General features: G+C 56.8%; 24 protein-coding genes. 7 read left to right on the top strand and 17 right to left on the bottom strand.

Annotated elements, in window-relative coordinates:
- Positions 1-52: 52 nt before the first annotated feature.
- A complete protein-coding gene (locus U1140_RS01000) occupies positions 53-1528 on the top strand; it encodes a GH32 C-terminal domain-containing protein (RefSeq protein ID WP_369845572.1) in 1476 nt (491 codons plus the stop codon).
- A 112-nt stretch (positions 1529-1640) separates the two neighbouring features.
- Here the strand turns inward: U1140_RS01000 and U1140_RS00995 are convergent, their stop codons facing one another.
- From U1140_RS00995 to dapE, 6 genes are all read right to left on the bottom strand, one after another.
- Positions 1641-2549 (bottom strand): methyltransferase domain-containing protein, encoded by a 909-nt coding sequence (locus U1140_RS00995; protein WP_369845571.1) that lies wholly within the window; start codon positions 2547-2549, stop codon positions 1641-1643.
- Between the two features lie 9 nt (positions 2550-2558).
- The gene (locus U1140_RS00990) at positions 2559-2894 is read right to left on the bottom strand and encodes a DivIVA domain-containing protein (protein WP_369845656.1); all 336 of its coding nucleotides are present in this window, start codon (positions 2892-2894) and stop codon (positions 2559-2561) included.
- Positions 2895-2933: 39 nt separating this feature from the next.
- Positions 2934-3749: a glucosyl-3-phosphoglycerate synthase gene (locus tag U1140_RS00985; RefSeq protein ID WP_369845570.1), complete on the bottom strand. Its 816-nt coding sequence runs from the start codon at positions 3747-3749 to the stop codon at positions 2934-2936.
- The gene (gene folP / locus U1140_RS00980; RefSeq protein ID WP_369845569.1) at positions 3746-4570 is read right to left on the bottom strand and encodes a dihydropteroate synthase; all 825 of its coding nucleotides are present in this window, start codon (positions 4568-4570) and stop codon (positions 3746-3748) included. The genes U1140_RS00985 and folP overlap by 4 nt, the downstream gene beginning before the upstream one ends.
- A complete protein-coding gene (locus tag U1140_RS00975) occupies positions 4570-5298 on the bottom strand; it encodes an LOG family protein (protein ID WP_369845655.1) in 729 nt (242 codons plus the stop codon). Before U1140_RS00975 ends, folP begins: the two co-directional genes overlap by 1 nt.
- 133 nt (positions 5299-5431) lie before the next feature.
- Positions 5432-6649 (bottom strand): succinyl-diaminopimelate desuccinylase, encoded by a 1218-nt coding sequence (gene dapE, locus U1140_RS00970; protein WP_369845654.1) that lies wholly within the window; start codon positions 6647-6649, stop codon positions 5432-5434.
- A 214-nt stretch (positions 6650-6863) separates the two neighbouring features.
- On the opposite strand from dapE, the gene U1140_RS00965 reads away from it, so the two are divergent.
- On the top strand, positions 6864-8270 hold the full coding sequence (locus U1140_RS00965; RefSeq protein ID WP_369845568.1) for an amino acid permease: 1407 nt from the start codon (positions 6864-6866) through the stop codon (positions 8268-8270).
- A gap of 186 nt (positions 8271-8456) precedes the next feature.
- A complete protein-coding gene (gene dapD / locus U1140_RS00960) occupies positions 8457-9428 on the top strand; it encodes a 2,3,4,5-tetrahydropyridine-2,6-dicarboxylate N-succinyltransferase (RefSeq protein ID WP_369845567.1) in 972 nt (323 codons plus the stop codon).
- Positions 9429-9515: 87 nt separating this feature from the next.
- Here the strand turns inward: dapD and U1140_RS00955 are convergent, their stop codons facing one another.
- The 7 genes from U1140_RS00955 to typA all read right to left on the bottom strand — a co-directional run bounded on the left by U1140_RS00955 (position 9516) and on the right by typA (position 16765).
- Positions 9516-10085: a GtrA family protein gene (locus tag U1140_RS00955; RefSeq protein WP_369845566.1), complete on the bottom strand. Its 570-nt coding sequence runs from the start codon at positions 10083-10085 to the stop codon at positions 9516-9518.
- Between the two features lie 58 nt (positions 10086-10143).
- Positions 10144-11238 carry a succinyldiaminopimelate transaminase gene (dapC, locus tag U1140_RS00950; protein WP_369845565.1) on the bottom strand — a complete coding sequence of 365 codons (1095 nt, stop codon included), beginning with the start codon at positions 11236-11238 and terminating at the stop codon, positions 10144-10146.
- Positions 11239-11261: 23 nt separating this feature from the next.
- Positions 11262-11594 (bottom strand): ferredoxin, encoded by a 333-nt coding sequence (gene fdxA, locus U1140_RS00945; RefSeq protein ID WP_369845564.1) that lies wholly within the window; start codon positions 11592-11594, stop codon positions 11262-11264.
- 17 nt (positions 11595-11611) lie between these two features.
- Positions 11612-11995 (bottom strand): hypothetical protein, encoded by a 384-nt coding sequence (locus tag U1140_RS00940; protein ID WP_369845563.1) that lies wholly within the window; start codon positions 11993-11995, stop codon positions 11612-11614.
- Between the two features lie 77 nt (positions 11996-12072).
- On the bottom strand, positions 12073-12912 hold the full coding sequence (locus U1140_RS00935; RefSeq protein ID WP_369845562.1) for a PIG-L family deacetylase: 840 nt from the start codon (positions 12910-12912) through the stop codon (positions 12073-12075).
- A gap of 178 nt (positions 12913-13090) precedes the next feature.
- Complete coding sequence (locus U1140_RS00930) at positions 13091-14842, bottom strand: ABC transporter substrate-binding protein (protein ID WP_369845561.1); 1752 nt, start codon at positions 14840-14842, stop codon at positions 13091-13093.
- Positions 14843-14860: 18 nt separating this feature from the next.
- Positions 14861-16765, bottom strand: a complete 1905-nt coding sequence (gene typA / locus U1140_RS00925; protein WP_369845560.1) for a translational GTPase TypA — start codon at positions 16763-16765, stop codon at positions 14861-14863.
- A gap of 315 nt (positions 16766-17080) precedes the next feature.
- On the opposite strand from typA, the gene U1140_RS00920 reads away from it, so the two are divergent.
- Together U1140_RS00920 and U1140_RS00915 are read left to right on the top strand one after the other, a co-directional pair.
- Positions 17081-17839: an Rv1157c family protein gene (locus tag U1140_RS00920; protein ID WP_369845559.1), complete on the top strand. Its 759-nt coding sequence runs from the start codon at positions 17081-17083 to the stop codon at positions 17837-17839.
- 3 nt (positions 17840-17842) lie between these two features.
- On the top strand, positions 17843-18430 hold the full coding sequence (locus U1140_RS00915; protein ID WP_369845558.1) for a ribonuclease FAU-1 family protein: 588 nt from the start codon (positions 17843-17845) through the stop codon (positions 18428-18430).
- Here the strand turns inward: U1140_RS00915 and zupT are convergent.
- Positions 18427-19194, bottom strand: coding sequence for a zinc transporter ZupT (gene zupT, locus U1140_RS00910; protein ID WP_369845557.1), 768 nt, complete (start codon positions 19192-19194; stop codon positions 18427-18429). The genes U1140_RS00915 and zupT overlap by 4 nt on opposite strands.
- Before the next feature lie 140 nt (positions 19195-19334).
- Here zupT and U1140_RS00905 point away from each other — a divergent pair, with 140 nt between their 5' ends.
- Entirely contained in the window at positions 19335-20093 is a 759-nt protein-coding gene (locus tag U1140_RS00905; protein WP_369845556.1) for a hypothetical protein, read from the top strand.
- Here the strand turns inward: U1140_RS00905 and U1140_RS00900 are convergent.
- The 3 genes from U1140_RS00900 to ychF form a co-directional block, all read right to left on the bottom strand.
- Positions 20081-20851, bottom strand: a complete 771-nt coding sequence (locus U1140_RS00900; RefSeq protein WP_369845555.1) for a PIG-L deacetylase family protein — start codon at positions 20849-20851, stop codon at positions 20081-20083. The two genes, U1140_RS00905 and U1140_RS00900, sit on opposite strands and share 13 nt — an antisense overlap.
- A gap of 24 nt (positions 20852-20875) precedes the next feature.
- Positions 20876-21583 (bottom strand): queuosine precursor transporter, encoded by a 708-nt coding sequence (locus U1140_RS00895; RefSeq protein WP_369845553.1) that lies wholly within the window; start codon positions 21581-21583, stop codon positions 20876-20878.
- An 85-nt stretch (positions 21584-21668) separates the two neighbouring features.
- Complete coding sequence (gene ychF / locus U1140_RS00890) at positions 21669-22754, bottom strand: redox-regulated ATPase YchF (RefSeq protein WP_369845552.1); 1086 nt, start codon at positions 22752-22754, stop codon at positions 21669-21671.
- A gap of 68 nt (positions 22755-22822) precedes the next feature.
- On the opposite strand from ychF, the gene U1140_RS00885 reads away from it, so the two are divergent.
- Positions 22823-24391 (top strand): AI-2E family transporter, encoded by a 1569-nt coding sequence (locus tag U1140_RS00885; RefSeq protein WP_369845550.1) that lies wholly within the window; start codon positions 22823-22825, stop codon positions 24389-24391.
- Positions 24392-24397 lie beyond the last annotated feature (6 nt).

The following is a 24397-nucleotide window of genomic DNA, read 5'->3' as shown; positions in this document are numbered from 1 at the left end:
CGCTCGAATACCACTACCCTGGTCGTGAGTTCATTGACGCAAGGAGAAAACCATGACTGAGATCCATCGACCGGAACTCCACATCACCCCAGAACACGGTGTTCTGGATGCCCCTGCTGGAGTTTTGCTCGACGGTAATGACTGGCACGTTTTCTACCAGTATCGCCCCGAGGTGCCCGGCCCAGCGCGGTGGGCACATACGGTTTCCCAGGGCGATCCTTATTCTTGGTTCGAATGCGACGACGTCTTAAGCCCGGTCGGCGGCGAACTTACCGTCCGCGCCGGTTCTGTCGTTCCGATCGATGGTGACGGTGAGCAAGATGCAAACCTGTATTTCACTTCGGTGACCTCCGGCGGCACCAATATCCAGCTCGCAAAGATCAATTCGTTGACCGCAGATTGCCCACTGTCGGAAGAACCTACGGCACTCGATCCCGCCGTCAACCGGGTCTCGGCTGTGCTGGAAGCACAAGAAGGGTTCCAGCGCTTTCGCTCGCCATGCGTCGTGCCTAACTGGGAAAGCCCCGTCGACCGCGATGCAGGGCATGCCGGTTGGCTCATGCTGGCACTAACCGGTGATGCAGAAACACCAACCCCAGTTATCGCGACCTCACAGGACGGCCAGTCCTGGGATTTCCAAGGTGCGCTCGAATTTGACGGCGAAATCGGCCTGGATCTCTCCCCGGAGGAAGGCCAGCTTTCCACCATCGTGGCCCCGCGGATTCTACGCCTGCGCGACGATGCCGACGGCGAAATTTACGATATCTTGCTGTTGACGGTCGAACGTGCCGGGATTGACATTTCGGGCTATCTCGTCGGTACCCTGCGAGGCACCACTTTCCGGGTGCACCATGGCTTCCGACGCATCGACTTCGGGCACGATTTCACGCGCCCGCGCAACACAAACCTCACCAAAGGCACCACGGTGACCGATTCCACCATCGATCCGACCAAGCCGGCCGATTATTACACCGAAGCTGCGTTATTCGGCCTTATCAACGGCATCGGGCGCCACGACGACCCTGCCGAACACCCGTCGATGCAGGACGAGGGTTGGGCGAATGTATTAACGCTACCTCGCATGATTTCCCTGCACGATGGCCAGCTTTATCAGACTCCACCTGCAGGGTTACCGGCCGCCATTTCGGCTTCCGAACGGGTACGCGCGTATACCGTGTTGTGTGAAGTGCCCTCCGACGAAGATTCTGCACTGACCGTGTCTTTGCTGGATAGCAACGGCGAAGAAACCGCCCGCATTACCCACTCGGGCCACACCTTGAGCATTGATCGCAGCGTTGGCCCTTCCGATCGTTACCGCGATGAGGCTGCTGCCACCGCAGAGCTTGCCGACGGCGATAGCGATTCGTTAACCATCATCGTTGATGGTTCCACGGTAGAAGTCTTCGCTGATGGCGGCTGCGTCGCGATGACCTCGCGGGTGTATTTCGACGGTGGCTGTTCCAAGATTGAAGCCTCCACCACTGGCAAAGCTGCAATCGAGCAAGAATGGCACCGCAGCGGTTCTTAAGCCCGTGACTGCTTCATGGCAGCTACCCACCCAGTAACCCACTCAGTAACTCGCTCAGCAATCACGCAACAACTCGTGATTGGGACATGCCTGAAAGCTCTGCCCGCCAGCGCTAGCTGGGTTTGCCGAAGCGGTCGATCCTGCCCCGCGCGGTCACTGTCATGACCTCGGGAAGCGTAGCCAAGCGCTGCTCTAACTCTTCCGGTCTGATATGCCGCGCAGATGGGCTCATCCCAATTTGCGCGCTAATCGAAGCTCGATCCAAACGCATCCGAAATTCCACGTGCTGCGGTTGCGCCTGCGGTTCCAGTAGTCCCGCGGTCTGCTCGTATAACCGAGAGATTTTATCCTCTTCTACTGCGACGATCCCGAGTGGAGTGCGCAATTCATCCAAATGCCCCGCATCTGGGGTGAGCACCACGAGCTGACCGGAGGGCTTGAGCACGCGAGCGAATTCCTGCATATTGCGCGGCGCAAAAATCACGGTAACAACATCTGCACAATTACTGGCTATCGGCAGCCGTTGCCACACATCAGCAACCACTGCACCTGCCTTTGGGTGGCATTTCGCTAGTTGCTTCGCAGCCGGTGTAGAAATATCTAAACCGATGCCGCGAGAACCAGCGATACTATCCAGCGTGTGCGACAGGTAATAGCCCGTGCCAGCACCGGATTCGATGATAACCGGCCCCGGAAGGGCGGCCGCAGCGCTCTCGTCGTCAAGTGCGGGCTCTGCTGAATCCTCGCGAGGTATTTCGATGGCATCGATGGCTGCAGCGGTCACTGCCTCGACGAAGGGTGCAAAATGACCACCCGCGAGGAAGGTCTCACGGGCACGAATCATCTGCGCGCTGTCACCATCGTGACGTCGGCCTGCACCCGCAATCAAGCTGACATAGCCTTGCTTGGCGACGTCAAAGCTGTGGCCTGAGTCAGACACTAAGCGACGATATCCATCCTCAGCATGTAACGCCGTCCCGTCGTTGGGATCGGCGAGTAAATCAATTACCTCGTGGAGCATGCCTAAAGTCTAGTCTGCCTGTTGAGCCTGATTTCGCAAGCGATCAATTTCTGCCTGACATTCTGCCAATACAGCATCGACTTGATCCGGGCGGTAGCCGCGAGGCACAACAGAAAACTCCACGCGGTCTATCCGGCCATCTGCCACCGCCTGCCGGTTCGTGGCAGCGATCTGACTTTCGTTTTCGTGGCGGGCAGCCTCGGCAGAATCATCAACCGTCCCTGACCAAGCCGTACCCGAGCGTGCCGCGGCATCATCCACACCGAAAAGTTTGGCCCATACCACGATGCCGGTCACGACGATCACCGCGATGATGAGCAGAAGAAAAAGCCACGAGAGAAACATCGTCACGGTCTAACCCCTTGTCTTAGCAACTGCGTTTGTTCAGCTGATGCCATATTCGCGCAAACTGGCTCGTTCGCTGAAATCAGCTGGCACTAATGCACCTGCTTGCACGCCGTTAATGCCATCACAACCGACCCCAGCACGCTGGATAATAGTAGCGGCAACAATATCAGCCATGGGGGCCAGTTCATCCAATGGTTTGTTTCGGTGATGCCGCGTACCGAGCTCGACCTGGGTGATCGCAGCAACGCCGAACGCAGACGCCATATCAATCAATAGCCCGGCTTCCACGCCAAACCCGCCGACAAACGGCAGCTGCAGCGCAGCGGAACGACGCATGGCATATTCTCCACCGAGCGGCTGCACAATATGAGCAAGTTCAGGGAAAAACAAGCGCAACAGCGGTTTCGCGGTCAGCTCTGTCACACGGCCGCCGCCACTGTTTTCCCCGCGAAACCCACGCTGATAGATGGGTTTGACCAACGAGATATTCTCCTTGTCCGCCAGCGGTTGTGCCAAGCGACGCACCAGCCCTTGCGGTGGGTCCACCAAATCTGCATCCACAAAAACCACGAAGTCTTTGCGTGCTTCTGCCACCCCGCGCCATAACGATTCGCCTTTCCCCGCCCGCGGCGCAACCTCGCGGCCCGGCGCGGCGTCTCGCCAATTGATCACCCGTGCGCCAGCCTGCCGTGCACAAGCAGCGGTGGCATCAGTAGAATCCGCATCGATCACGATGATTTCACCGGGGGATTCCGCAGCGACTGCCCGCACCACAGCAGCGACGGTGGGTTCTTCGTTTAACGCAGGAATGACGACGCTGACATGTTCTAAAAAGTCAGTACCGTAGGTCATAACAACCCGCGGATGGTGTGATCAGGTGCGCGCCAGCCGGCGATAGCTTCAGTCATTTTGATGACGTCAAGTGTTTCGGCAACTTCGTGAACACGAAACGCTGCTACGCCGCGGGCAGCTGCCCACGCGGTAGCTGCGAGGGTGCCGACTACGCGCTCACGCGGCGGGCGTTGCAGTGTTTCGCCAATAAAGTCTTTATTGGACAGTGCCATCAGTACTGGCCATCCGGTGGCGACGAGCTCATCGCAGCGGCGCAGTAGCTCGAGTCCATGGAACGTATTTTTGCCGAAGTCATGGGTGGGATCGATAAAAACTTTGTCTTCGGGGACCCCGCAGCTCACAGCGCGTTCGGCCAGCGCCGTGGTTTGTGTGATCACATCGGCTACAACATCGTCGTAATGCACGCGGTGTGGTCTCGTCCGGGGGGTGTTTACTCCAGTGTGGGAGCAGACGTAACCTACGCGGTGTTGACCGGCGACCTCGATCAGCTCGGGTTCATAGCCGGCCCAGGTATCGTTGATTAATCTCGCACCAGCGGCGATCGCGGCCTCGGCTACATCAGCACGCCAGGTATCGACCGAAATGGTGATCTCTGGGTGTCGCTCATGTACGGCAGCAATCGTCGGGACGACGCGGTCTATTTCTTCTGCGCTATCGACGGCATCGCCGGGCCCTGCTTTCACCCCACCGACATCAATGATGCTTGCGCCCTCGGCAATGGCTTGGCTCGCACGTGCGAGCGCTGAATCCTCGGCGAAGGTCGCGCCTTTGTCATAAAACGAATCTGGGGTGCGATTAATAATCGCCATAATTTCGGGCATTAGTGCTCCGCCTCAGCGATGCGCTCGTGTACAGCCAAGATATGAGCGATGGCCTCATCAACGTCGTCAGTCACGATGAATAGATCCATATCCGACGGCGAAATCATGCCTTCGGCCAACAGTCGCTGCTGCAGCCAGTCCACCAAACCGGACCAAAACTCTGTGCCAACGAGCACGATGGGAAAGCTGGTGACTTTTTTGGTCTGTACCATGCACAGAACCTCGAAAAGCTCGTCGAGGGTGCCGAGCCCGCCCGGCAGGCAGACAAAACCCTGCGAGTACTTTAAAAACATGGTCTTTCGGGCGAAGAAATACCGGAAATGAATACCGAGACCAATATAGTCATTAAGCTGCTGCTCAAAGGGTAATTCAATGCCCAGCCCGACTGAACGCCCACCGGCTTCAAAAGCGCCTTTGTTCGCAGCTTCCATCAAGCCCGGCCCACCGCCGGTAATCACCGCATAGTCCCGCTCGACGAGTTTGGCAGCCAACCGCTCGCCCAGTTCATAAAATGCGTCATCGCGCGGGGTGCGGGCGGAGCCGAATACCGTCACCGCCTTCGGTAATTTAGCCAGAGCGTCAAAACCGGCAACGAATTCGCCTTGAATGCGCAAGATACGCCACGGGTCGGCGTGCATCCAGTCGTGGTCAGCGCTGCGCTCAAGCAACCGCTGGTCATAAGTCGATTGGGAGCGGGTTTCGTTGCGAGTGATCACAGGACCTCGCATATTGACATCGCCATGCGAAAAACCGTGGCGCGGCGTTCCGTCCGGATTCTGCGGCGTCAGTCTTTCCTGGTCCAAGGCTTCGTTTTCTGGTGCGGTATTCGCCGAGTCATCGTTAGGGGTTGCTGCAACCATATTAGGAAGATAAATCCTTGTTCTCGAGGTAGTCAATAAGCTGTTGTGCTACCTGTGTGATCTGGGCAGTTGGGCATTGCTCGTTGGGTTTATGCGCATAGCCCGGGTCGCCGCAACCAAAATTCACGGCTGGCACACCAAGGGCGCTAAATCGCGAAACATCGGTCCAGCCCAGCTTGGCCCGGAAGTTGCCTCCGACAGCATCGACCAGACGCTTGGCGACGGGCGCCCCCAGGCCTGGCAGCGCAGCACCGGCGCTATCATCGACTTCCACGCGCAGCGGTGCGTCGTCGTCAAGGTCGCCAAGGTCATTGAGGCCCAAAACTTCCAACGCATGCTGCAGCGCCTCGTCTTCGCTGCGATCTGGGGCAAAGCGGAAATTCACGAACATCCACGCATCATCCGGGATGGTATTCGTCGCCACTCCGGCTTCTAAGTGCACAATGTTGAGCCCTTCCCGGTAGGTACAACCATCGATGGTTACCTCGCGCGCCTGGTAGTCGGCGACTTTCACCAGGACCGGGGCCAGCGTGTGAGCGGCATTCGAACCCAGCCACGAGCGGGCCGAGTGGGCGCGTTGTCCGCGGGCGCTAACTTTCAGGCGCAATGTGCCCTGACAGCCGGCTTCGATGATTCCTCCGGAGGGCTCACCGAGCAACGCGAGATCCCCTGCCAACCACTCGGGGTGATCGCGCTGCAGGTGGAACAAGCCGTTATATCTAGTGGCGACTTCTTCGCCCTCATAGGCAATCAGCGTAAGATCGCAGGAAAGCTTGCCAGAATCTACCAATTGGGCAAACACGTGCAGGTAGACGGCAAGACCAGATTTCATATCGGTGGTTCCGCAACCATGCATCACTGGCTCGCCGTCGTCGCCGTGCACCATTTGATGTGGCACGTTGTCTGCGATCGGGACGGTATCAACGTGTCCTGCCAATACCACCCGGGTATCGAAACCGGCATCGGTTTTTGCGCACACCGTGTTGTTATAGCGCTGGATCGTAAAATCCACGCTCGCGTTTTCCCGCACCTCGTACAGTGCAGCTTCAATGGCATCGGCGATCTCGGTCTCGTGGTGCGATGGTGACTCGATATCAACCAAATCTGCAGTCAGCTTAACCGGATCACTATGGAGATCAAGTGTGCGAACAGACGATGGCTGAGCAGATTCTGGCTGTGCTTCTGACTGTGGTTCTGACTGTGGTTCTGACTGCGAGATATTCACAGTGCCCCAGCCTACCGCGTGCGCACTATCGATTCGCAGATTTGAGCGCGTACAAACTACCGCCCAGAACGTGATCAGGCAAACATTCTGGACTAGGGTGTTATGTATTCTGCGAAAGGCATCACTGAGAACACCACTGTAAAGCCGCGAAAATCGCAGAAACCGTTGACAACATCACCGCTCGCCCGGGACAAGAAAGGCGCATCTCATGACGCAACCGCAAGCTGGGGCGTCCCCAGCGAAAAAACAGGGCGCGAACCTAATGAAAACCCGACACCTGACCATGATGGGCCTAGGATCTGCTGTTGGTGCAGGTCTGTTCTTGGGCGTCGGTCTCGGGGTACAAATTTCCGGTACCTCCGTGCTGCTGTCCTATATCGTCGCCGGAATCTTGGTCACGCTGATCATGCGCATGCTGGGCGAAATGGCTGCAGCTCGCCCCTCGCTCGGGTCATTTTCCACGTTTTCCGGTATGGCATTCGGTAACTGGGCGCGTTTTACCAACGGTTGGATTTACTGGTTCATGCTCGTGATGGTGATGGGTGCCGAAATTACTGGTGCGTCTGCCATCATTGGCGCCTGGTTTGGCATCGCACCGGTTATTCCAGCTCTTGTCTCCGTCGTTTTCTTCGCGTTCGTGAACTTCGCGAATGTACGCGGTTTTGGTGAATTTGAGTTCTGGTTTGCCATCATCAAAATCACTGTCATCGTTGGCTTCATCGGCATCGGTCTGTTAATGATCTTCGGCTTGTGGCCGAACTCCGGCGGTGCCAACATCGGTGAGTTCGTCGAGAACTTCGCGCCGAATGGCATCTCCGGAATTGCAGCTGGTTTGCTGGCGGTCGCTTTCGCATTCGGAGGCATCGAGTTGGTCACCATCGCCGCAGCAGAATCGGAAGATCCAGCGAAGAACGTGAAGACTGCCGTCAACGCGATCATTTTCCGCATCCTGTTCTTCTACATCGGCTCCGTCCTTGTCATCACGTTGCTGCTGCCTTTCGACAATATCCACGACGCAGATGTCGCAGCAGAATCGCCGTTTACCCAAATCCTTGAACTGGCTAACATCCCCGGCGCAGCAGGGTTCATGGAACTGATCATCGTCATTGCTTTGCTCTCTGCATTCAACGCACAGATTTATGCCACTTCGCGCTTGGTCTACAACATGAGCCGGGACGGCAATGCGCCGGCAGTCTTCGCCAAGACGAATAACGTCGCATCACCACAAAATGCAGTCATCTTGTCCGTGATTTTTGCATTCGGTTCTGTCGCCCTGCAGTGGTGGAACCCACCAGGGCTGTTGGAGTTTTTGTTCAACGCCGTCGGTGGCTGCCTGTTGGTCATTTGGATCCTGACCATCTTGTCCTACCTGAAGCTGCACCCGATCATGCAGCGCAAAGGCGAATTAGCAGAGCTGAAATCCAGCTTCTACCCCTGGGATGCCTACATTTCTTTGGCATCGTTAGCAGGAATCATCGTGTTGATGCTCACGGATCCTGGCTCGCGTGGACAGCTCACCGCAGTCGGTGCCTTGCTCGTAATCTTACTTATCGCGTCGTATTTCGTCGGTCAGAGCCGGACGCGCAAAGGCTTGTCCAACGTCGTCAAGCAGTAAAGTTCTCTCGTTTCGGGTATGCTCGGGGCAGCACAGGCCAGTCACACCCGTAACTTGCATCACAATTACGGTGTGGCACGTCAGCACTCGCCGGAATCAACGAAATGTGGACGACGAGTAGTAGACAATAGACAACTGAAAACAACCGACGCCAGCACCCGAAACAGGATAGGTAACAGCTTTTCTATGACTTCAGCATCGGCACGCGGACTCGCAACTGTCACTCACGACGGCACTGTCCTCGACGTATGGTTCCCCGCACCAAAACTCAACGAGTCTGTCAGCAGCAGCACGACCACCAAATTGGATGAGATTCCACAGCAGTTCGCTGAATTAGTAGGGCCAGACGAAGAGCGTGGCGTTGCACGCATCGCAGTACGCACCGACATCGCCGACTTGGACCAGGCCCCGCAGGATACCTACGACGCTTACTTGCGTTTACACCTGCTTTCCCACCGTTTGGTCAAACCACACGAGCAAAACCTGGAAGGCTTGTTTGGGTTACTCGCCAACGTCGTGTGGACGAATTATGGCCCCTGTGCCGTCGACGACTTCCAGATGGTTCGTGGACGCTTGGCCAGCCGCGGCCCAGTCACCGTCTATTCCGTAGACAAGTTCCCGCGCATGGTGGATTATGTCGTTCCTTCCGGTGTACGCATTGGCGATGCCGACCGTGTCCGTCTCGGGGCCCACCTAGCCGAAGGCACCACCGTGATGCACGAAGGCTTCGTCAACTTCAACGCGGGCACGCTGGGTTCCGGAATGGTGGAAGGCCGCATTTCTGCTGGTGTCGTCGTCGATGACGGCTCCGATGTTGGCGGAGGAGCATCCATCATGGGCACTCTGTCCGGCGGCGGCAAGGAAGTAATTTCCGTCGGCAAGCGCTGCTTGTTGGGTGCCAACGCTGGTATCGGTATTTCCTTGGGCGACGACTGCGTGGTCGAAGCTGGACTGTACATCACCGGCGGCACCAAGCTGACGGTTTTCGGCTCTATCGCAGAACTCGTTGGTGTATCCAACGGCTCGACGATCAAGGCCAGCGCACTAAGCGGTGCCAGCGGCATCCTTTACCGACGCAACTCTGTTTCGGGTTCTGTCGAAGCCACCGAGTGGAAAGCATCGGCTGTGCAACTCAACGAAGAATTACACAACAACTAATTACTGCGCCTCATGCGCCTCATGGCGCAGTTCGCGCTAGCGCTAGCACTCACTGAGACGTGCTAGCAGCGAAGTGCTGGCGCACGATTAGGACGCTGGGGAGTCGAGTACCACTCGGCTCCCCTTTGGGATTTTTCGGAACGTCCAATACTTGTTAATCACGAAGTTCACCGGCATCGACACCAAAATAGAAATCGCACTCGCCCAATAGAATTTGGTGCGCACACCCGTCGAATCATCAAAAATATTTTCCGGCAACGCGATGGGTGATCCCGGATTCATCAGCAACACCAGCACGATCTGCGAAACCACCAGGGCTCCCACGCCGGTAAGCATGAACGGTACAAGCCCACGCAGCCAGCCAACCGAGGAGACGCCTTTAAACGTCCACGAGCGATTGAGCTGGTAATTCCAGATATTCGCGACGATAAAAGCCAATACGGTAAAAACGTTGTACCAACGAATATTGAAATCGGTGGCGAACAGCGGCAGAAAAACTTCGCGCTCGTTCACCGCAAAAACAATCTCTGCGAATTTCTTACAGAGATAAACCACGGTGAGATTCACGATAACCCCGGAGCCACCCACCATTCCGAACTGGATGAACTGTCGGAGGTTCGCTAGCGCTTGCACCGGCTTGGAAGAAGCTTCGGCCACCTAATCCCTTTCGTCAACCAACAAATTACCGAGCATTGAATAGGCAATAGCGACGACGCTACTGCTCGCCGCGCAAACGTGCCACTGCGGCCTCGATACGCTCGTCGGTTTCCGTCAACGAAATCCGGACGTGGTTTTTCCCTTTCGGACCATAGAACTCTCCTGGTGCCACGAGGATTCCGCGTTGTGCGAACCAGTCAACACTGTCGCGGCAGGGTTCATCCCGCGTCGCCCACAAATACAGCCCGGCCTCGGAATTATCCACGCGGAAGCCTGCGTCCAGTACCGCACCGAGCAATTTCGCGCGTCGTGCAGCGTAGCGTTGTTTTTGCTCGAGTTCGTGTCCGTCCTCGTTCAACGCTGCCACCATTGCCGCTTGCACGGGCCCCGGCACTATCAACCCAGCGTGCTTGCGTGCCTGCAACAACGCGTCGATGATAGCCGGATCGCCAGCTAAATAACCAGCGCGATACGACGCCAAATTCGACGTCTTCGAGAGCGAATGGATTGCGATGAGATTTGTCGTATCACCGTCGCACACCCGCGGATCCAAAATCGACAACGGCTCGTCGTCGCCGTCGCTCTGCCAGCCCAGGCCCAGGTAGCATTCGTCGGATGCCACGATCACGTCGCGTTCTTGTGCCCAACCAACGACCTTGCGCAGGTGTTCAATCCCCAGCACCTTGCCTGTCGGGTTCGATGGGCTGTTGATATACAACAGATCCGGCCGACCAGGGCCAATCTGCGTCAACGAGTCTGCGCGCAAGATATTCGCGCCTGCCAAACGAGCAGACACTTCATAGGTGGGGTACGCCAACTCGGGGATGACGACACTCTTAGCTCCCAGCAGGGTCGGTAACCAGGCGATAGCCTCTTTTGTTCCGACGACAGGCAGAACGGCATCCGCCTGCATGTGGTAGCGGCGTTGCAAGGCAGCAGCAATCGCGTCCCGCAGTTCTGCTGTTCCCGCGGTCTGGGGATACCCCGGCGCCGCACCAGATTCCGCTAAAGCCAATTGGATGCCCGGGGCGACTGGATCTACTGGGGTACCCACGGACAAGTTGACGATGCCGTCAGCATGCGACTGCGCCGTCTGTTTGGCGGCTTCTAGGCTATCCCACGGAAAATCCGGGAGCGAAGGTGTTCGCAACATGGTGTCCTCTTTAATTTGGCGCTTTAGGTTTCAACATCCTGGTTTTGCGGCGGCAGTGCTGCGATCATTGGGTGATCGAAGTCTTGCGGTCCAAGTCCCGCAGCTCCACCTGGCGATCCGAGATCGTCGAAGAAGCCAACGTTCGCGTCGTAGTATTCTTCCCACTCATCGGGCGTATCGTCTTCATAGAAAATAGCTTCGACGGGGCACGCTGGTTCGCACGCACCGCAATCGACGCATTCGTCTGGATGGATATAGAGCATGCGCTTGCCTTCGTAGATACAGTCGACTGGGCATTCTTCGACACAAGCACGGTCCAGCACGTCGACACACGGCTGGGCGATGATATAAGTCATGGGCTCTCCTATTTACGTTAGTTTGCGGCACGACGGTTTCTTGTACGGCTGGCGATCACCGGCCACGCTGCTCCTGCGAGGACGGCACACACCAAACCCACCACGTACGCAAATGCAGCTGACGTAGGCGACATCAGCGCAACTACACCCAACCAGACTACCGCTGGTATCACCTGAATGAGGTAGTTCTGCGACCATAACGTGGCGGTTTTCACCAAAACCAAGCACCCGCCGAAGGCTAATGGGACAGTCCACGGCAGGCTCGTAACCTTCAGTTCGATGGTAGCGGGCAGGTACTGCAGACAAAAAACTGACCCCGCCGCGGCAAAGACACTCAGCCATACTAAGCCGGTAATCACTTCACCGCGGCTGAATTCCGTTCGCGTGTACGCTGCGCCCACCCGTATTCCTTACTGCTCGTGCCTACTTTAATTTTTCTGCACCAAACCCCGCTCTGCTGACTACAGCTTGTATTCGGCTACTGTGAGCTTTCTTGAGCTCGCGAGAATTTCCCGGGGCCGAAAGGCCGTTGGTAGTGCTCAGTGCGCGAAATTGGATAAGCATAGAGATTCGATAAGGCATAGACTCCGGCGAGTGATTCGTCGTAATTGGTCTGCACGGAATCCGGGTTAACCCGTGAGGTTCGTCCATCGGCAATCCATACCTGAGTAGCGTGTGCCGCCATGGCTTCCCGTTTCGCGGTGACTTCGTAGTAGGAAAGCTGCAATTCCACATCCGCGATCTCGTCGGTACCGTTGAATAAATATTCTTGGCTCGGCCACTGCCAGCCTTCCGGCAACGCAAAGTGTTGCTGGCCTTCCACTACACCTGGTCGATACAGCACCGACCACCACACCTCCGGATCGAGGCCGTCGGCGTGCACGCGCGATAGCGCCAGGTGTGTCGCCTCATGGGCAGCGATGTGATCGGGGTGGCCGTATCCGCCATCCGGGCCGTAGGTGATCACCAAGTCTGGGCGTTGTTCGCGCAGTAGCTTTTCGACGGCATCTGCGGCTGCTGAGACATTATTAACCAAAGCCTCCGGATGTTGTGAGGCTGCAGAGCCCGCCATTCCAGAATCCCGCAACCCCAGCAATTCCCCGTTGACCTGCAATATCTCCAGGGCACGATCTAATTCTTCCTGGCGAAACTGTGCTAGATCGTCGACGATTTCGGCGCGGCCGATGATCTCGCCTTCTTCGCCTCCCGTGCACGTCAACACCGTGACTGCTCCACCCTGCCGGGCAAATCGCGCCAAAGCTCCACCCGTCCAGATGGATTCATCGTCGGGGTGAGCGTGGACGGCAAGTACTTTCATGGGGTTTATACCTTCCGATTTTTGGGGAAACAGGCAACTACAAACAGACGGTGGCAGACAGGCCCTGGCAGACCGACGACGCAGTGCACCGCGGGTGCAGCTGACACATCGCACCGCGGGTGCAGCTGACACATCGCACCGCGGGTGCAGCCGACACAGTCAGAACCGGGCAATTCAGTTAGTGTGGCAATTCGGTTTGCGCAGTAAGCTGCCATTGCGGCAAAGTTTTTAAGCCTGCAGGCCAGCTCGCGATTGCTTCGCTAGGGCCAATGATACCGCTGCCCAGCACCCGGATTCGCCGCTCATCGATGATGGGAATAAACAGTGTGCGCTCATCACGCAGGCTCGCGATCTGCGCTTGTCCCCCGGCGGGATCTAGCTCGCCACTGAGAATGTCCGTCCAGGCATCTGCGTTATCGGGCAGACAGCGTGGAAGCCATCCAGCCTTGGCTGTCGCTGTGTGCGGCGTCCGGCATAACAAATCATCCGCGATAGCGAGTGCGGATGCGGTGGTATCATCCCAGCTCAGCACCGCATCAACCTCGCCTGCCGGAACCAAATCGGCACTCAAAGATGCAAAATCATCAGCGACTAGTTCAGCATGCAGGCCGCGTGCGACCATGCGATCCACCACTGCAGCGGCAGCCGCACTCGCCACGGAATCAGCAGGATCGGCGGCAATCCGCAATGGGCGTTCATGGCCGGTATGTTCCCGCAGCACCGCAAGTTCGTCGTTTTCCTCGAGGTCTGCGCCACCGGCAGCCTTTTGGACTGCAGCATCCGCCGCAGCGTCAACACCATCTACGGCGTGGGCTGCGTCCTCCCCGAACCCGGGGATACGCAGATCCGTTCGTCGCCCCGCAGCGTACACGGCGAGTTCCGGAATGTTGATAGCATCGAAAAACTCCGCGCGCGCCTCGGGACGCAGAAAAACCGACGACCGCAGCGTCAAGTCCATCCGCAGCTGGCGTGGAGTATTGAAACGGAAAACCTGCGTGCCCGGCAACGCACCATAGGCGGCGAAGGTGGTTTCTTGCGGAGTAATGTCTACGAACGAGACTTGGCCCGAGCGCATCAGATTGAGCCCTTGTGCAGGGGTGCGAATCTCCGTGAGCTCAACAACGTCAATGTTGGCGGGTTCGGCCCCCCAGAAACGATCATTACGGTGCAAGATTATTTTGCCACGCGCCCAATCAACGCTATCAACTTGATATCGTCCTGCTCCGGCCGGCAGTTCCCGGGCCTGCGCGAACGGCACCGTCATCAAATGCGCGGGCAACAGGTTGTGGAATAGCCCGCGCCAGTCAGCGACCCGGTGCGAAAACTCCACATCCACGATGCGCCCACCAGCAGAACTAGTGATATCAGCGATCGCGAAATATCCGGCTGCCCCGACGACACCGGGTGTTGAGACCATGCTTTTCCACAGGTAAATGAAGTCTTCCCCGGTAATGGGGGTGCCATCGGACCACTGTGCCTGCGCGTCAATGGTGTAGCGCACCCGTTGCACGACAGGCTGCTTCCCAGCGCTCGCATCATCTGCCGCCGCGACGGGAATTTCTTCCGCCGTTTCCAACAGTTCGGTGGTCTCGTCGCCAAGAAACGCAGACGGCAGCACCAACGCCGCAATATCATCGACGACGGCCTGCTGGTTCGCACGCAAATGGGGGTTAAGCCCGAAGTGAATCGGGTCTATTCCCACACCAACCTTGGATTCCGTTGCAGAATCGTCCCGCTCGTCTTTTTCTTCGGCTGCAGGCTCGTGTGCAGCATCGTCGTCACGCTCGTGAGCACCGGCGACAGCAGAAGCACTCGATTCTGCTTCTTGCCCAGTTTCTATCGGTGGTGGTCCTGGGTTAGCCACGCATGAGGTCACGAGAGCACACACCGCCACCAGGGATAATGGGATCGTGTGTCGTCGGGCACTCATCGTGGCACCAGGGTTGAGTTACTTCTGGTTTTTCGCACGGGAAGCTGCACGACGGCGCTCGGCAGCGTTGAGCTCTACCTTGCGCACGCGCAAAACCTCTGGGGCAACCTCGACGCATTCGTCATTGCCACAGAATTCCAGTGCTTCTTCCAGCGACAGGGTCTTCGCCTTCGCCAGCGTCACGGTGGTATCCGCCGACGCTGCACGCATGTTGGTCAACTTCTTTTCCTTGGTGATGTTGATATCCATGTCTTCATCACGGTTGTTCGCACCAACCACCATGCCTTCGTAAGCTTCTGCACCTGGCTCCACGAAGAAATTACCGCGATCTGCCAGTGACATCAGCGCGAACTGGGTGATCTTGCCGGAACGATCGGCAACCAAAGAACCGGTAGGACGCGACTTGATCTGACCTGCCCATACGTCCATGCCGTCCGACATGGAGTTGGCGATACCGGTGCCGCGGGTTTCAGTCATGAACTGCGTGCGGAATCCGATCAGACCACGGGCAGGAATGCGGAAGACCATGCGCACCCAGTCGCCTTCTTTGATGTCCATGGTCTGCATTTGGCCTTTGCGCCCGGCCAGCAGCTGGGTAACAGCACCCTGGAATTCACTTGGCACGTCGATGGTGATGATCTCATACGGCTCGTGCAGCTGGCCATCAATGGTTTGTGTAACCACTTCTGGCTTGCCAACGGTCAGCTCAAAGCCTTCACGACGCATCGACTCGATCAATACAGACAGGGCCATTTCTCCGCGGCCTTGCACTTCCCAAGCGTCCGGCTTTTCGGTAGGCAATACACGCAGCGAAACGTTACCGATCAATTCTTGATCCAAACGGCCTTTGAGCAAACGAGCAGTCATCTTGTCACCGCCGCCGCGACCAGCCAATGGCGAGGTGTTCACACCGATGGTCATCGAGATCGCTGGCTCATCAACTGCAATGCGCGGCAGAGGTCTCGGATCTTCGGTATCTGCGACCGTATCGCCAATCATGATTTCTGGAATACCGGAAATCGCGACGATATCGCCCGCGATGGCTTCTTTCGCTGGCTGGCGTTCGAAGCCTTCGGTGCGCAACAACTCGGCAACTTTGACGTTGCTGACTTTCTGGTTGCCGTCTTCGTCGTAGTGAATCCAGGCAACCTGCTGCCCCTTGGTGATCTTGCCCGCATACACACGCAACAGGGCCAAACGCCCCAAAAAGTCCGAGGAGTCGAGGTTGGTCACGTGTGCTTGCAGTGGACCATCGACGTTGGCGGACGGCTCTGGCAGCACGTCGTAGATGACGTCGAAAAGCGGCTGCAGATCATCTGATTCTGGGACGTTACCGTCACCCGGGTTTTCGGTCGATGCTTTGCCTTCACGGCCGGAGGCATAGAGCACCGGCAGGTCCAGCAACTCTTCGGCAGCTGCGGATGCTTCCTCATCTTCCAGGCCAGCGGCGATTTCCAGCAAAAGATCTTGTGACTCTTGGACGACCTCATCGATACGGGCATCCGGGCGGTCTGTCTTGTTGACGGCAATGATCACTGGAAGCTTGGCCTCCAGTGCCTTGGTCAATACGAAACGAGTCTGTGGCAGTGGACCTTCGGCAGCGTCGACAAGCAAGACAACACCGTCAACCATCGAGATGCCGCGCTCGACCTCACCACCGAAGTCAGCGTGTCCCGGCGTGTCGATGACGTTAATAATAAGGTCAGCGCCGTCTTTGCCGAGCCCTTTACGACGGACTGCGGTGTTTTTTGCGAGGATCGTGATGCCACGCTCTTTTTCCTGGTCATTCGAGTCCATGACGCGGTCATTTACTTCGCCATGTTCGCCGAACGCACCGGATTGTTCGAGCATTCCGTTGACAAGCGTGGTTTTGCCATGGTCGACGTGCGCGACGATTGCGACGTTGCGGAACTCAGTGTTCACAGTACTCCTGAAAAGATCGTGGGTTTTAACGGTTCAACGATACGCGTCTTCGCTAACACTTGCACCTTTGTGCTCGTTATTAGCCCCAGCCTTCCCCCAACAAATTAGTCGCGCTCCATTGCGCTCGGCCAACAAGACGGCTATCGTTGTGACAATTGTGGCTAAAGTTTCTAGAGTGACTAAAAAGCACAATTATAATTATTAGACTTACAATAATAAATATGTAACGATGCAGTGCTTAACGACGTTGTATTGAACACACCGCTATATCCCGAATAGCTCACGCCCAGTTTAAACTCGGTTCACGGAGGACCCATGGTTGCAGCCATCCGCCCACGCACCATTGTGCCCAGCATTGCGGTCACCATCGCCACCAGCTGCGCCCTGTTGGCAACGACAGCACCCGCAGCACACGCGCAGAATCTTTCCCCCGCGCAAGTTTCCAGCGCACTACCGGCACCGGCCAGCAACCAACAGTTGAGCAGCGAAATCGACGAATTTATCGCACGTTTTTCCCCGGTTGACCACCTCGGTCGGCCGACCCCACAAACAGAAGCGCAAATCCGCCAGTTCGCACACCAACCCTGGATTCCGTCACAGGCACGGGAATCCATTTTGCAAGCCCTGGACTTCGCTGTTGGCGCCGGCGAAACCGACGGACCAGACCTGCCCCAGCAAGCTCCCCACTTCACGCAGTTTGGCTGGCCTACGGTAGCTGGATCTTGCATCGACGGCACACACCAGAGCGTGGGCACCGCGCTTGCTGTGCCTGGGCCAGCAGAAATTCCAGCCCCTGGAGCAGCAGCCCACGAAACGGCATTTTTGTTCACTGCACTGGGCACCGCACCGGCAACGCAACACCAAGACATGCGAGCACACTGGTTCAACCTATCCAACGGCAAGCGCGGCACCACTGCATTAGGCAACCACGGGATTAATCCAGAGGGGCCAGCCACTATTTCTGGAGTTGCCGATACCGGCCGTGGCGTCATCGTGGCCTTGTTGGAAGGTAGCGTGCATACAGAAAACAGCATCTGCAATTATTTCCCGACCGCCGCGATTATCACCAGCTAAACCATGCATCCAGTCAAAAACGAAATTTTCGCTACAGCGGACAAAATAAACATTGACCCCAAAGGCTTTCATCGCGAGGTTGATTCTTACCGCACCACCGAGTTTGGCCTGTACATGGCGCGCGGTGCTGATCACCCACAATTCGGCTACCTCGAGTCGTGGTTATTGCCAGAGCTGTCGTTACGTGTGAGCATCTTCCACTTCCGTAAGGGCTGCGAAAAACCGCAGGATTATTACATCGACATCGTTGATATCGACGTCAGCTCCGCGACCGACGAGGCCAGGCCCACTACCGCTTCCGGCACCAGCAACACTGCACAAACCTGGCGCACCCGCGATTTGTACATCGATATCGTGTCTTTGACCGGCCACCAGGTAGACGTTCTCGATATCGACGAGCTTGCAGAGGCCACCGCGCAAGGGCTTATTTCTGCTGAGGAAGCAGAGCATGCCATCGAAGCCACTCTGCGCGCCGTCGAAGGCATCACGCGACATGACGATGATGTACCCGCGTGGCTACGTTCGCTGGATATGCCCATTGACTGGGCTCACCCAGATTCGATTACGCTCACCCCGCCGATGAAGCACTAGGCACCCAGCAAGAGCGAGACCGCCATGATTGCCATGCCCGCAATCAAGCCATACACAGCAGCGTGGTGACGGCCGGTAACTTCAGCCGTCGGCAAGAGCTTGTCCAAGCTAATAAAGACCATGACGCCGGCGACTGCAGAGAACACCAACCCCAGCGCTGTCGGCCCCATGACAGGCATCAGCAACGCAAAACCGACGAGTGCACCAATGGGTTCGGCTAATCCCGAGGCAGTCGCTGCAAGCCAGGCCTTCCACCGCGAACCAGTAGCTTCGCGCAAAGGAATCGCGACCGCAACGCCTTCAGGAATATTGTGGATCGCGATCGCTGCAGCTATCCCCACGGCGATGCCGGGGTCTTCCAGCCCAGCGATAAACGTCGCTAGCCCTTCGGGGAAATTGTGGATGGCGATTGCCACGGCAGTAAACACCCCAGTTTTGAGGAACCGGCTGCGCGCATCAGCCTGAATTCTGAGAGGCTCATGGGGGTTGACATCTTCTGGCACCAAACGGTCAATCACGAGGATCAGCGCGATACCAGCGAAAAACCCAGCGACTGCCCACCCGCCAATCGATTCCATGGCTTGTGGCAGGATCTCCATAAACGAGACATAGAGCATCACCCCCGCAGACAACCCCAGTGCGGCTGCCATGAATGCCGGACCTGGACGTCTTTTCGCTACCGCTATCGCGCCACCGATGCCAGTGGAAATGCCTGCGGCAAGTGTGAGCGCGAAAGCGAACAGGATCGTGGAAGTCTCGTACATCGACTCATTACACTAGATGGTGTTGCAACAAAAAGCTGACTGAACACGCACGACACAAGCAATGACGTGCCATGCTGTGCCGCCAGCACATGCAGCGCAACGAACTAAGCCAGTACCGGTACCAAGCCACCCGAGTCAGGATGATCGAAGTGCAGACCTTTTCGCTGCCAGCCAGCGCCGTACACGTGAGCGATCCGCTTCCCGCCGAACGCGTGTTCAGCGCCGCGATACTCGGTTTACCGACCATTGTCGTCGAGCAGCCGCAAGGACGCCATGCCCGTAATGCTGGCGGCGCGCCAAGGTACTTCGAACTACCAGTAACCTTGACGTTTCAGGGCAATTGGCGGGTACGTGCCCAAACTGGAATCATCGCCCTGCTTGCCGACGTCGAAGCACTGCGCACATTACGCGCCCTGCGCATCGCAGCCACTGCGCGCATCACCCTAAGGTCGGGGCGAATCGACGTCGATATCCTGGCACCGATTGCACCGTGGATCGTTCCCGTCAATAATCCAGAAGGCCCCGTGGCTACGGGATCCCGCTATCTCCCGGTGCACTCTGCGTATGACATGAACAATTACGGTCTATCGCATATGTATGTCGTTGTCACAGGAAACAGCGTGTTCATCGACGGTAATAAACTGGGCACCATTGATGTCGCTGCCCCGATCTCCCCACCATTAACTGTCCGCGCCTATTGTTCTGCCGGCCGCATGGTAATCGCTTTGCCTCATGGCAAGGCCCAGTTTGTACAGCTGCCAAGCCTTGCGCAGCCGTTGGACATCTACCCAGCAGCTGCCGTCGTGCAGCCGCTACCCGACGGGCACCGCACGGTCACTGCACCTCCTGATATCGCGGCAGATGCTGCGGGAAATAGCTCGCACAATCAGAGTTCGTAAACCTTAAATTTGACCACCGGTGGCGCACTAGGGTTGTCACCGCGCAGCACCATGGGAATAAATTCTTTCGCTGCCGGGTGGTCATCCAGCGCAGCGAGATATTGTTCATGCGATGCTAAAGAAGCAATCGCCGCCTGTTCATCATCGTCACTGACACGGTAGACGTGATCAGCGGCGATGTCGTTTACGATCCACAATTGCCGGGCAGACCACGCTGGTTCGCTCAATTCACGGAACACCCACGGGTTCGCCGCGTCTCGTGCAGCATCAAGCGCTGCCACACCCACCACACGGTGATCAGCCTGGTTGAGCCCCATCGGTAGTTCGAGACTCATCGGCAACGTCACGATGGCATCCGGTTGAAATTGACGAATTGTGCGCGCGATCGCTTCGCGCAACTCTAGGTTGTACACCAAGTGCCCGTCTGGGAAATCAAGAATTTCCAGAGATGTAACGCCTATGGCATCACAGGCTTTGCGTTGCTCGTCGGCGCGCAGCGGTCCGCATTCTTCCGGCGGCATCGCAGCTATGCCCGCTTCGCCTGAGGTCAGCAACAAATATCCAACCTCGATGTCTTCGTTTTCAATCCACGCGTGCGTAGCCGCTGAAAGTCCGTATTCGGGATCATCCGGGTGCGCTACAACCACCAAGATTTTCTTGATTCCCGAAACATCAAGGTGTGTCAATGCAGTAGTGTCTGGTTCGCTGGCTTGTTCGCTAGCTTGTTCGCTAGCTTGTTCCGATTTCGCAGATCCCATAGACACCATTATGCCGCGATACTTTTATGCTGTGGACGCAGCTGGCGCGGCAGGCATTTCCCGCTTTTTCACCCAGGCGACAACGCGGTACGTCACTGGCAGCAAGATGGCTTCCATCGACGTCTTCCAGACGAACCCAACCACGACGTAGTTCACAAGATCCGGCAGTGTGCTGATGCCAATCGCTGTCGCTGCAATCAGGCAGAACACCAGGGTATCGCCGAATTCACCGACCACCGTCGAGCCCATCAACCGCTGCCACAGCGGAGCAGATGCGTTGCGGTTTTTCATCTTGGTCAGCACCCACGCGTTGAGCAGCTGGCCGACGGCATAACCAGCCAAGGAAGCGGCAACAATTTGTGGAACCAGCCCCAGCACGGTGGAAAAGGCCTCTTGGTTTTCGTAGAAATCGGCTGCAGGAAGCCAAATCGCAATATAGAACGCGATAACCGCGCCCAATGCTGAGGCAAATCCGATCCAAATCGCAACGCGCGTGGCTTTGAAGCCATAGCATTCTGCTAGTACGTCACCTATGACATAAGCGATCGGAAATAAGAAGAATGCGCCATCTGTCACCAACGGGCCGATGGTCACGCCTTTGCTTGCGGTAATATTCGAGATGACAAAAACCACGACGAACACGGCTACAAAAATGGGATAAAGCCCGGCGCGCACCGGTATATAGCGCGCTTTTGTCTGGTTGTTGCTGGAAGTGCTCTTCTTTGCGGTCATCTCGTTTTCCTACAGCCTTGTCTTTTCAGCAGATATGGCGCTGATTGCATTGCGTATCGGCATGCTTGCCGCGCCAGTCGACGGATTAAGCGCCCGTCTTCCAATCACAGACGTCGCCATCTTGCATGATGTAATCCTTACCCTCTAGGCGAACCTTGCCGGCGTTGCGGGCAGCGACCATCGAACCGGCGTCGTCAAGATCAGCAAAAGACACGATCTCACCCTTGATGAAGGTCTTTTCAAAATCAGAGTGGATCACACCGGCAGCCTGTGGAGCGGTGGCACCTTTTTTGATGGTCCACGCGCGAGCTTCTTTGGGGCCGGCCGTCAGGTAGGTCTGCAATCCGAGGGTCTCGAAACCAGCTCGTGCCAAGGTGTTCAAGCCTGGTTCGTGCTGGCCGACGGATTCCAGAAGTTCCGCGGCCTCGTCTTCTTCCAGCTCCAGCAATTCGGTCTCGGTCTTGGCATCCAGGAACACGCAGTCTGCGGGCGCTACCAACTGCGCTAATTCGGCGCGCTTTGCCTCGTCTGTGAGCACGCCTTCGTCGGAGTTGAAGACATACAAAAACGGCTTGGTGGTCATCAGATGCAGCTCACGCAGCGGTGCAATTTCGATCTCGCCATTTTTCGCTGCAGAAAACAGCGTGCGGTCATCTTCCAAAATATCGCGCGCGGCTTTCGCCGTCTCGACTACCTCAGCAAGGTCTTTGTTTTTCTTTGCCTCTTTTTCCAACCGTGGCAGAGCTTTTTCAATGGTCTGCAGATCGGCGAGGATCAGCTCGGTGTTGATAATCGAAATATCGCTGGTGGGATCGACTTTGCCGTCGACGTGAATCACGTTGTCGTCGTCGAAGGCGCGCACCACCTGGCAAATCGCATCGGCTTCACGAATATTCGACAAGAAAGCGTTACCCATGCCTTCGCCTTCGGAGGCGCCTTTAACGATGCCCGCGATATCCACGAAGGAAACGATGGCAGGCAAGATCCGCTCGGAAGAGAAGATCTCCGCCAAACGGCGCAATCGTGGATCCGGCAACTCCACCTGGCCGACGTTGGGCTCGATGGTGGCGAATGGATAATTCGCTGCCAGAATTTCGCTACGGGTCAGGGCATTGAACAGAGTGGACTTGCCGACGTTGGGCAATCCGACGATTCCTAGTGTAAGACTCACACGCTGTATCCTAACGCATTGCCAACGCACCTTCGCCTCGCAGGCTGTAATAAGGCATGATGATAAGGGTGAGTACGAAGTCGAACCGATCATCCGGTCCTGGATCACCGCATACGGACGCCCAGGACATCGAATGGTCTGATATCACCCCGCACCCGCCTGGTGACCAAGTCGATCGTTCGGTTGTGCTCGGCCACGGCATTAAACAGGCCGCAACCTGGGCGTTGCGGCTGATCATTCTCGGCGTTTTCATATACTTGCTCGGCCGTATCCTGGGCCGCTTTTGGGCAGGCGTATTGCCGATTACGTTTGCGCTGATCATCTGCACCGTTCTGGCACCAATATCAACTCGCTTGCGTAAATCTGGGCTTCCCAGCTCCTTAGCGGCCCTCTTAACGCTCAGCGGATTCGTCGGACTCGTTGGCGCCACAATTTTCTTCATCGCTCCCGACTTCGCGCGTCAATCACAGGGGCTTTACTTACAGACGGTAGAAGGCATTCAGCGTGTCCAGGTCTGGCTGCAAGGCCCACCGCTACACCTGAACAGTGAAGACCTGTCGAATTTCATCGACGAGGTTTTCACCTGGATGCAAGACCAAGCCGACACCATCGTCGGCGGCGTATTCGCCGGCATTGAGACAGCCACCTCGATGATCATTACGCTGTTTGTGGTTTTGGTGCTGACCTTTTTCTTCCTCAAAGACGGACACAAATTCCTCCCCTGGTTGCGGCGAGCTACCGGACGGCGGAGCGGCTGGCACATGACCGAGCTGTTCACCCGGGCATGGCTCACCCTCGGCGGGTTCATTCGTGCCCAAGCACTGGTGTCCTTGATCGATGCGGTGTTCATCGGGCTGGGGCTCGTGATCATCGGCGTGCCACTCGCGCTCGCACTGGCGATCATCACGTTCATGGCTGGTTTCATCCCGTTCGCTGGTGCTATCACCGCCGGTGCCTTGTCGACGCTCATCGCCTTGGTCAGCCTCGGGTTCACGGAAGCCATCATGGTGTTGATCGTCGTCGTTGCGGTCCAGCAAATTGAGAGCAATATCCTCTCGCCGTGGTTCCAGGCACGCGCGATGAACTTGCACCCGGTCGTCGTGCTGATCTCCGTGATCACCGGTGCGGCGTTGTTCAACCTCATCGGTGCTTTCTTGGCAGTTCCTGTCGCCGCGATGGTCGCGGTGTGCTATCGCTACGCACAAGACATTTTGACGCTAGAATCCGGCGAACGCCGCGCACGGGATATTACTTCTGTAACCATCGCCGGAGAACTCGCCGCCCAATTCACTGAAGATAATGGGCGCGGACTTCGCCGTACGTGGCGCCAAGACGGCAGTTCACAACCTCAAGCACACGAAGATGCCGCAAAATACACCAAAGAAGCCACGATTCATCTCGATGAAGATCTGGAAGATCAGCTGGAAAAACGCATTGATCTCGATGCACGACCAGATAATAAAACCACGCGCCATGAGCATCGATTAGCAACCGAGCGTTTCGCACGATGGTTTTCTCAATTCTCGGTGAGTACGCCATCACACGACGAGCAATCAGCAGCCGAAGGATCATCGGAAGAGAAGTCACACTGTGAAGAAGCTTCCCAGCGCGAAACTTCAGAACGCGACGAACACTAAAGCACA

Source organism: Corynebacterium drakensteinense (assembly GCF_041224285.1).
Classification (GTDB): Bacteria; Actinomycetota; Actinomycetes; order Mycobacteriales; family Mycobacteriaceae; genus Corynebacterium.
This window is presented reverse-complemented; position numbering and strand designations above follow the sequence as displayed.

What these genes read in the sequence shown, in the direction of transcription:
- U1140_RS01000 (WP_369845572.1), top strand. Translation starts at nt 53, where the DNA reads ATGACTGAGATCCATCGACCGGAACTCCACATCACCCCAGAACACGGT.
- U1140_RS00995 (WP_369845571.1), bottom strand. Translation starts at nt 2,549, where the DNA reads ATGCTCCACGAGGTAATTGATTTACTCGCCGATCCCAACGACGGGACG.
- U1140_RS00990 (WP_369845656.1), bottom strand. Translation starts at nt 2,894, where the DNA reads ATGTTTCTCTCGTGGCTTTTTCTTCTGCTCATCATCGCGGTGATCGTC.
- U1140_RS00985 (WP_369845570.1), bottom strand. Translation starts at nt 3,749, where the DNA reads ATGACCTACGGTACTGACTTTTTAGAACATGTCAGCGTCGTCATTCCT.
- folP (WP_369845569.1), bottom strand. Translation starts at nt 4,570, where the DNA reads ATGCCCGAAATTATGGCGATTATTAATCGCACCCCAGATTCGTTTTAT.
- U1140_RS00975 (WP_369845655.1), bottom strand. Translation starts at nt 5,298, where the DNA reads ATGCGAGGTCCTGTGATCACTCGCAACGAAACCCGCTCCCAATCGACT.
- U1140_RS00965 (WP_369845568.1), top strand. Translation starts at nt 6,864, where the DNA reads ATGACGCAACCGCAAGCTGGGGCGTCCCCAGCGAAAAAACAGGGCGCG.
- dapD (WP_369845567.1), top strand. Translation starts at nt 8,457, where the DNA reads ATGACTTCAGCATCGGCACGCGGACTCGCAACTGTCACTCACGACGGC.
- dapC (WP_369845565.1), bottom strand. Translation starts at nt 11,238, where the DNA reads ATGTTGCGAACACCTTCGCTCCCGGATTTTCCGTGGGATAGCCTAGAA.
- fdxA (WP_369845564.1), bottom strand. Translation starts at nt 11,594, where the DNA reads ATGACTTATATCATCGCCCAGCCGTGTGTCGACGTGCTGGACCGTGCT.
- U1140_RS00935 (WP_369845562.1), bottom strand. Translation starts at nt 12,912, where the DNA reads ATGAAAGTACTTGCCGTCCACGCTCACCCCGACGATGAATCCATCTGG.
- U1140_RS00930 (WP_369845561.1), bottom strand. Translation starts at nt 14,842, where the DNA reads ATGAGTGCCCGACGACACACGATCCCATTATCCCTGGTGGCGGTGTGT.
- U1140_RS00920 (WP_369845559.1), top strand. Translation starts at nt 17,081, where the DNA reads ATGGTTGCAGCCATCCGCCCACGCACCATTGTGCCCAGCATTGCGGTC.
- U1140_RS00915 (WP_369845558.1), top strand. Translation starts at nt 17,843, where the DNA reads ATGCATCCAGTCAAAAACGAAATTTTCGCTACAGCGGACAAAATAAAC.
- zupT (WP_369845557.1), bottom strand. Translation starts at nt 19,194, where the DNA reads ATGTACGAGACTTCCACGATCCTGTTCGCTTTCGCGCTCACACTTGCC.
- U1140_RS00905 (WP_369845556.1), top strand. Translation starts at nt 19,335, where the DNA reads ATGATCGAAGTGCAGACCTTTTCGCTGCCAGCCAGCGCCGTACACGTG.
- U1140_RS00900 (WP_369845555.1), bottom strand. Translation starts at nt 20,851, where the DNA reads ATGGGATCTGCGAAATCGGAACAAGCTAGCGAACAAGCTAGCGAACAA.
- U1140_RS00895 (WP_369845553.1), bottom strand. Translation starts at nt 21,583, where the DNA reads ATGACCGCAAAGAAGAGCACTTCCAGCAACAACCAGACAAAAGCGCGC.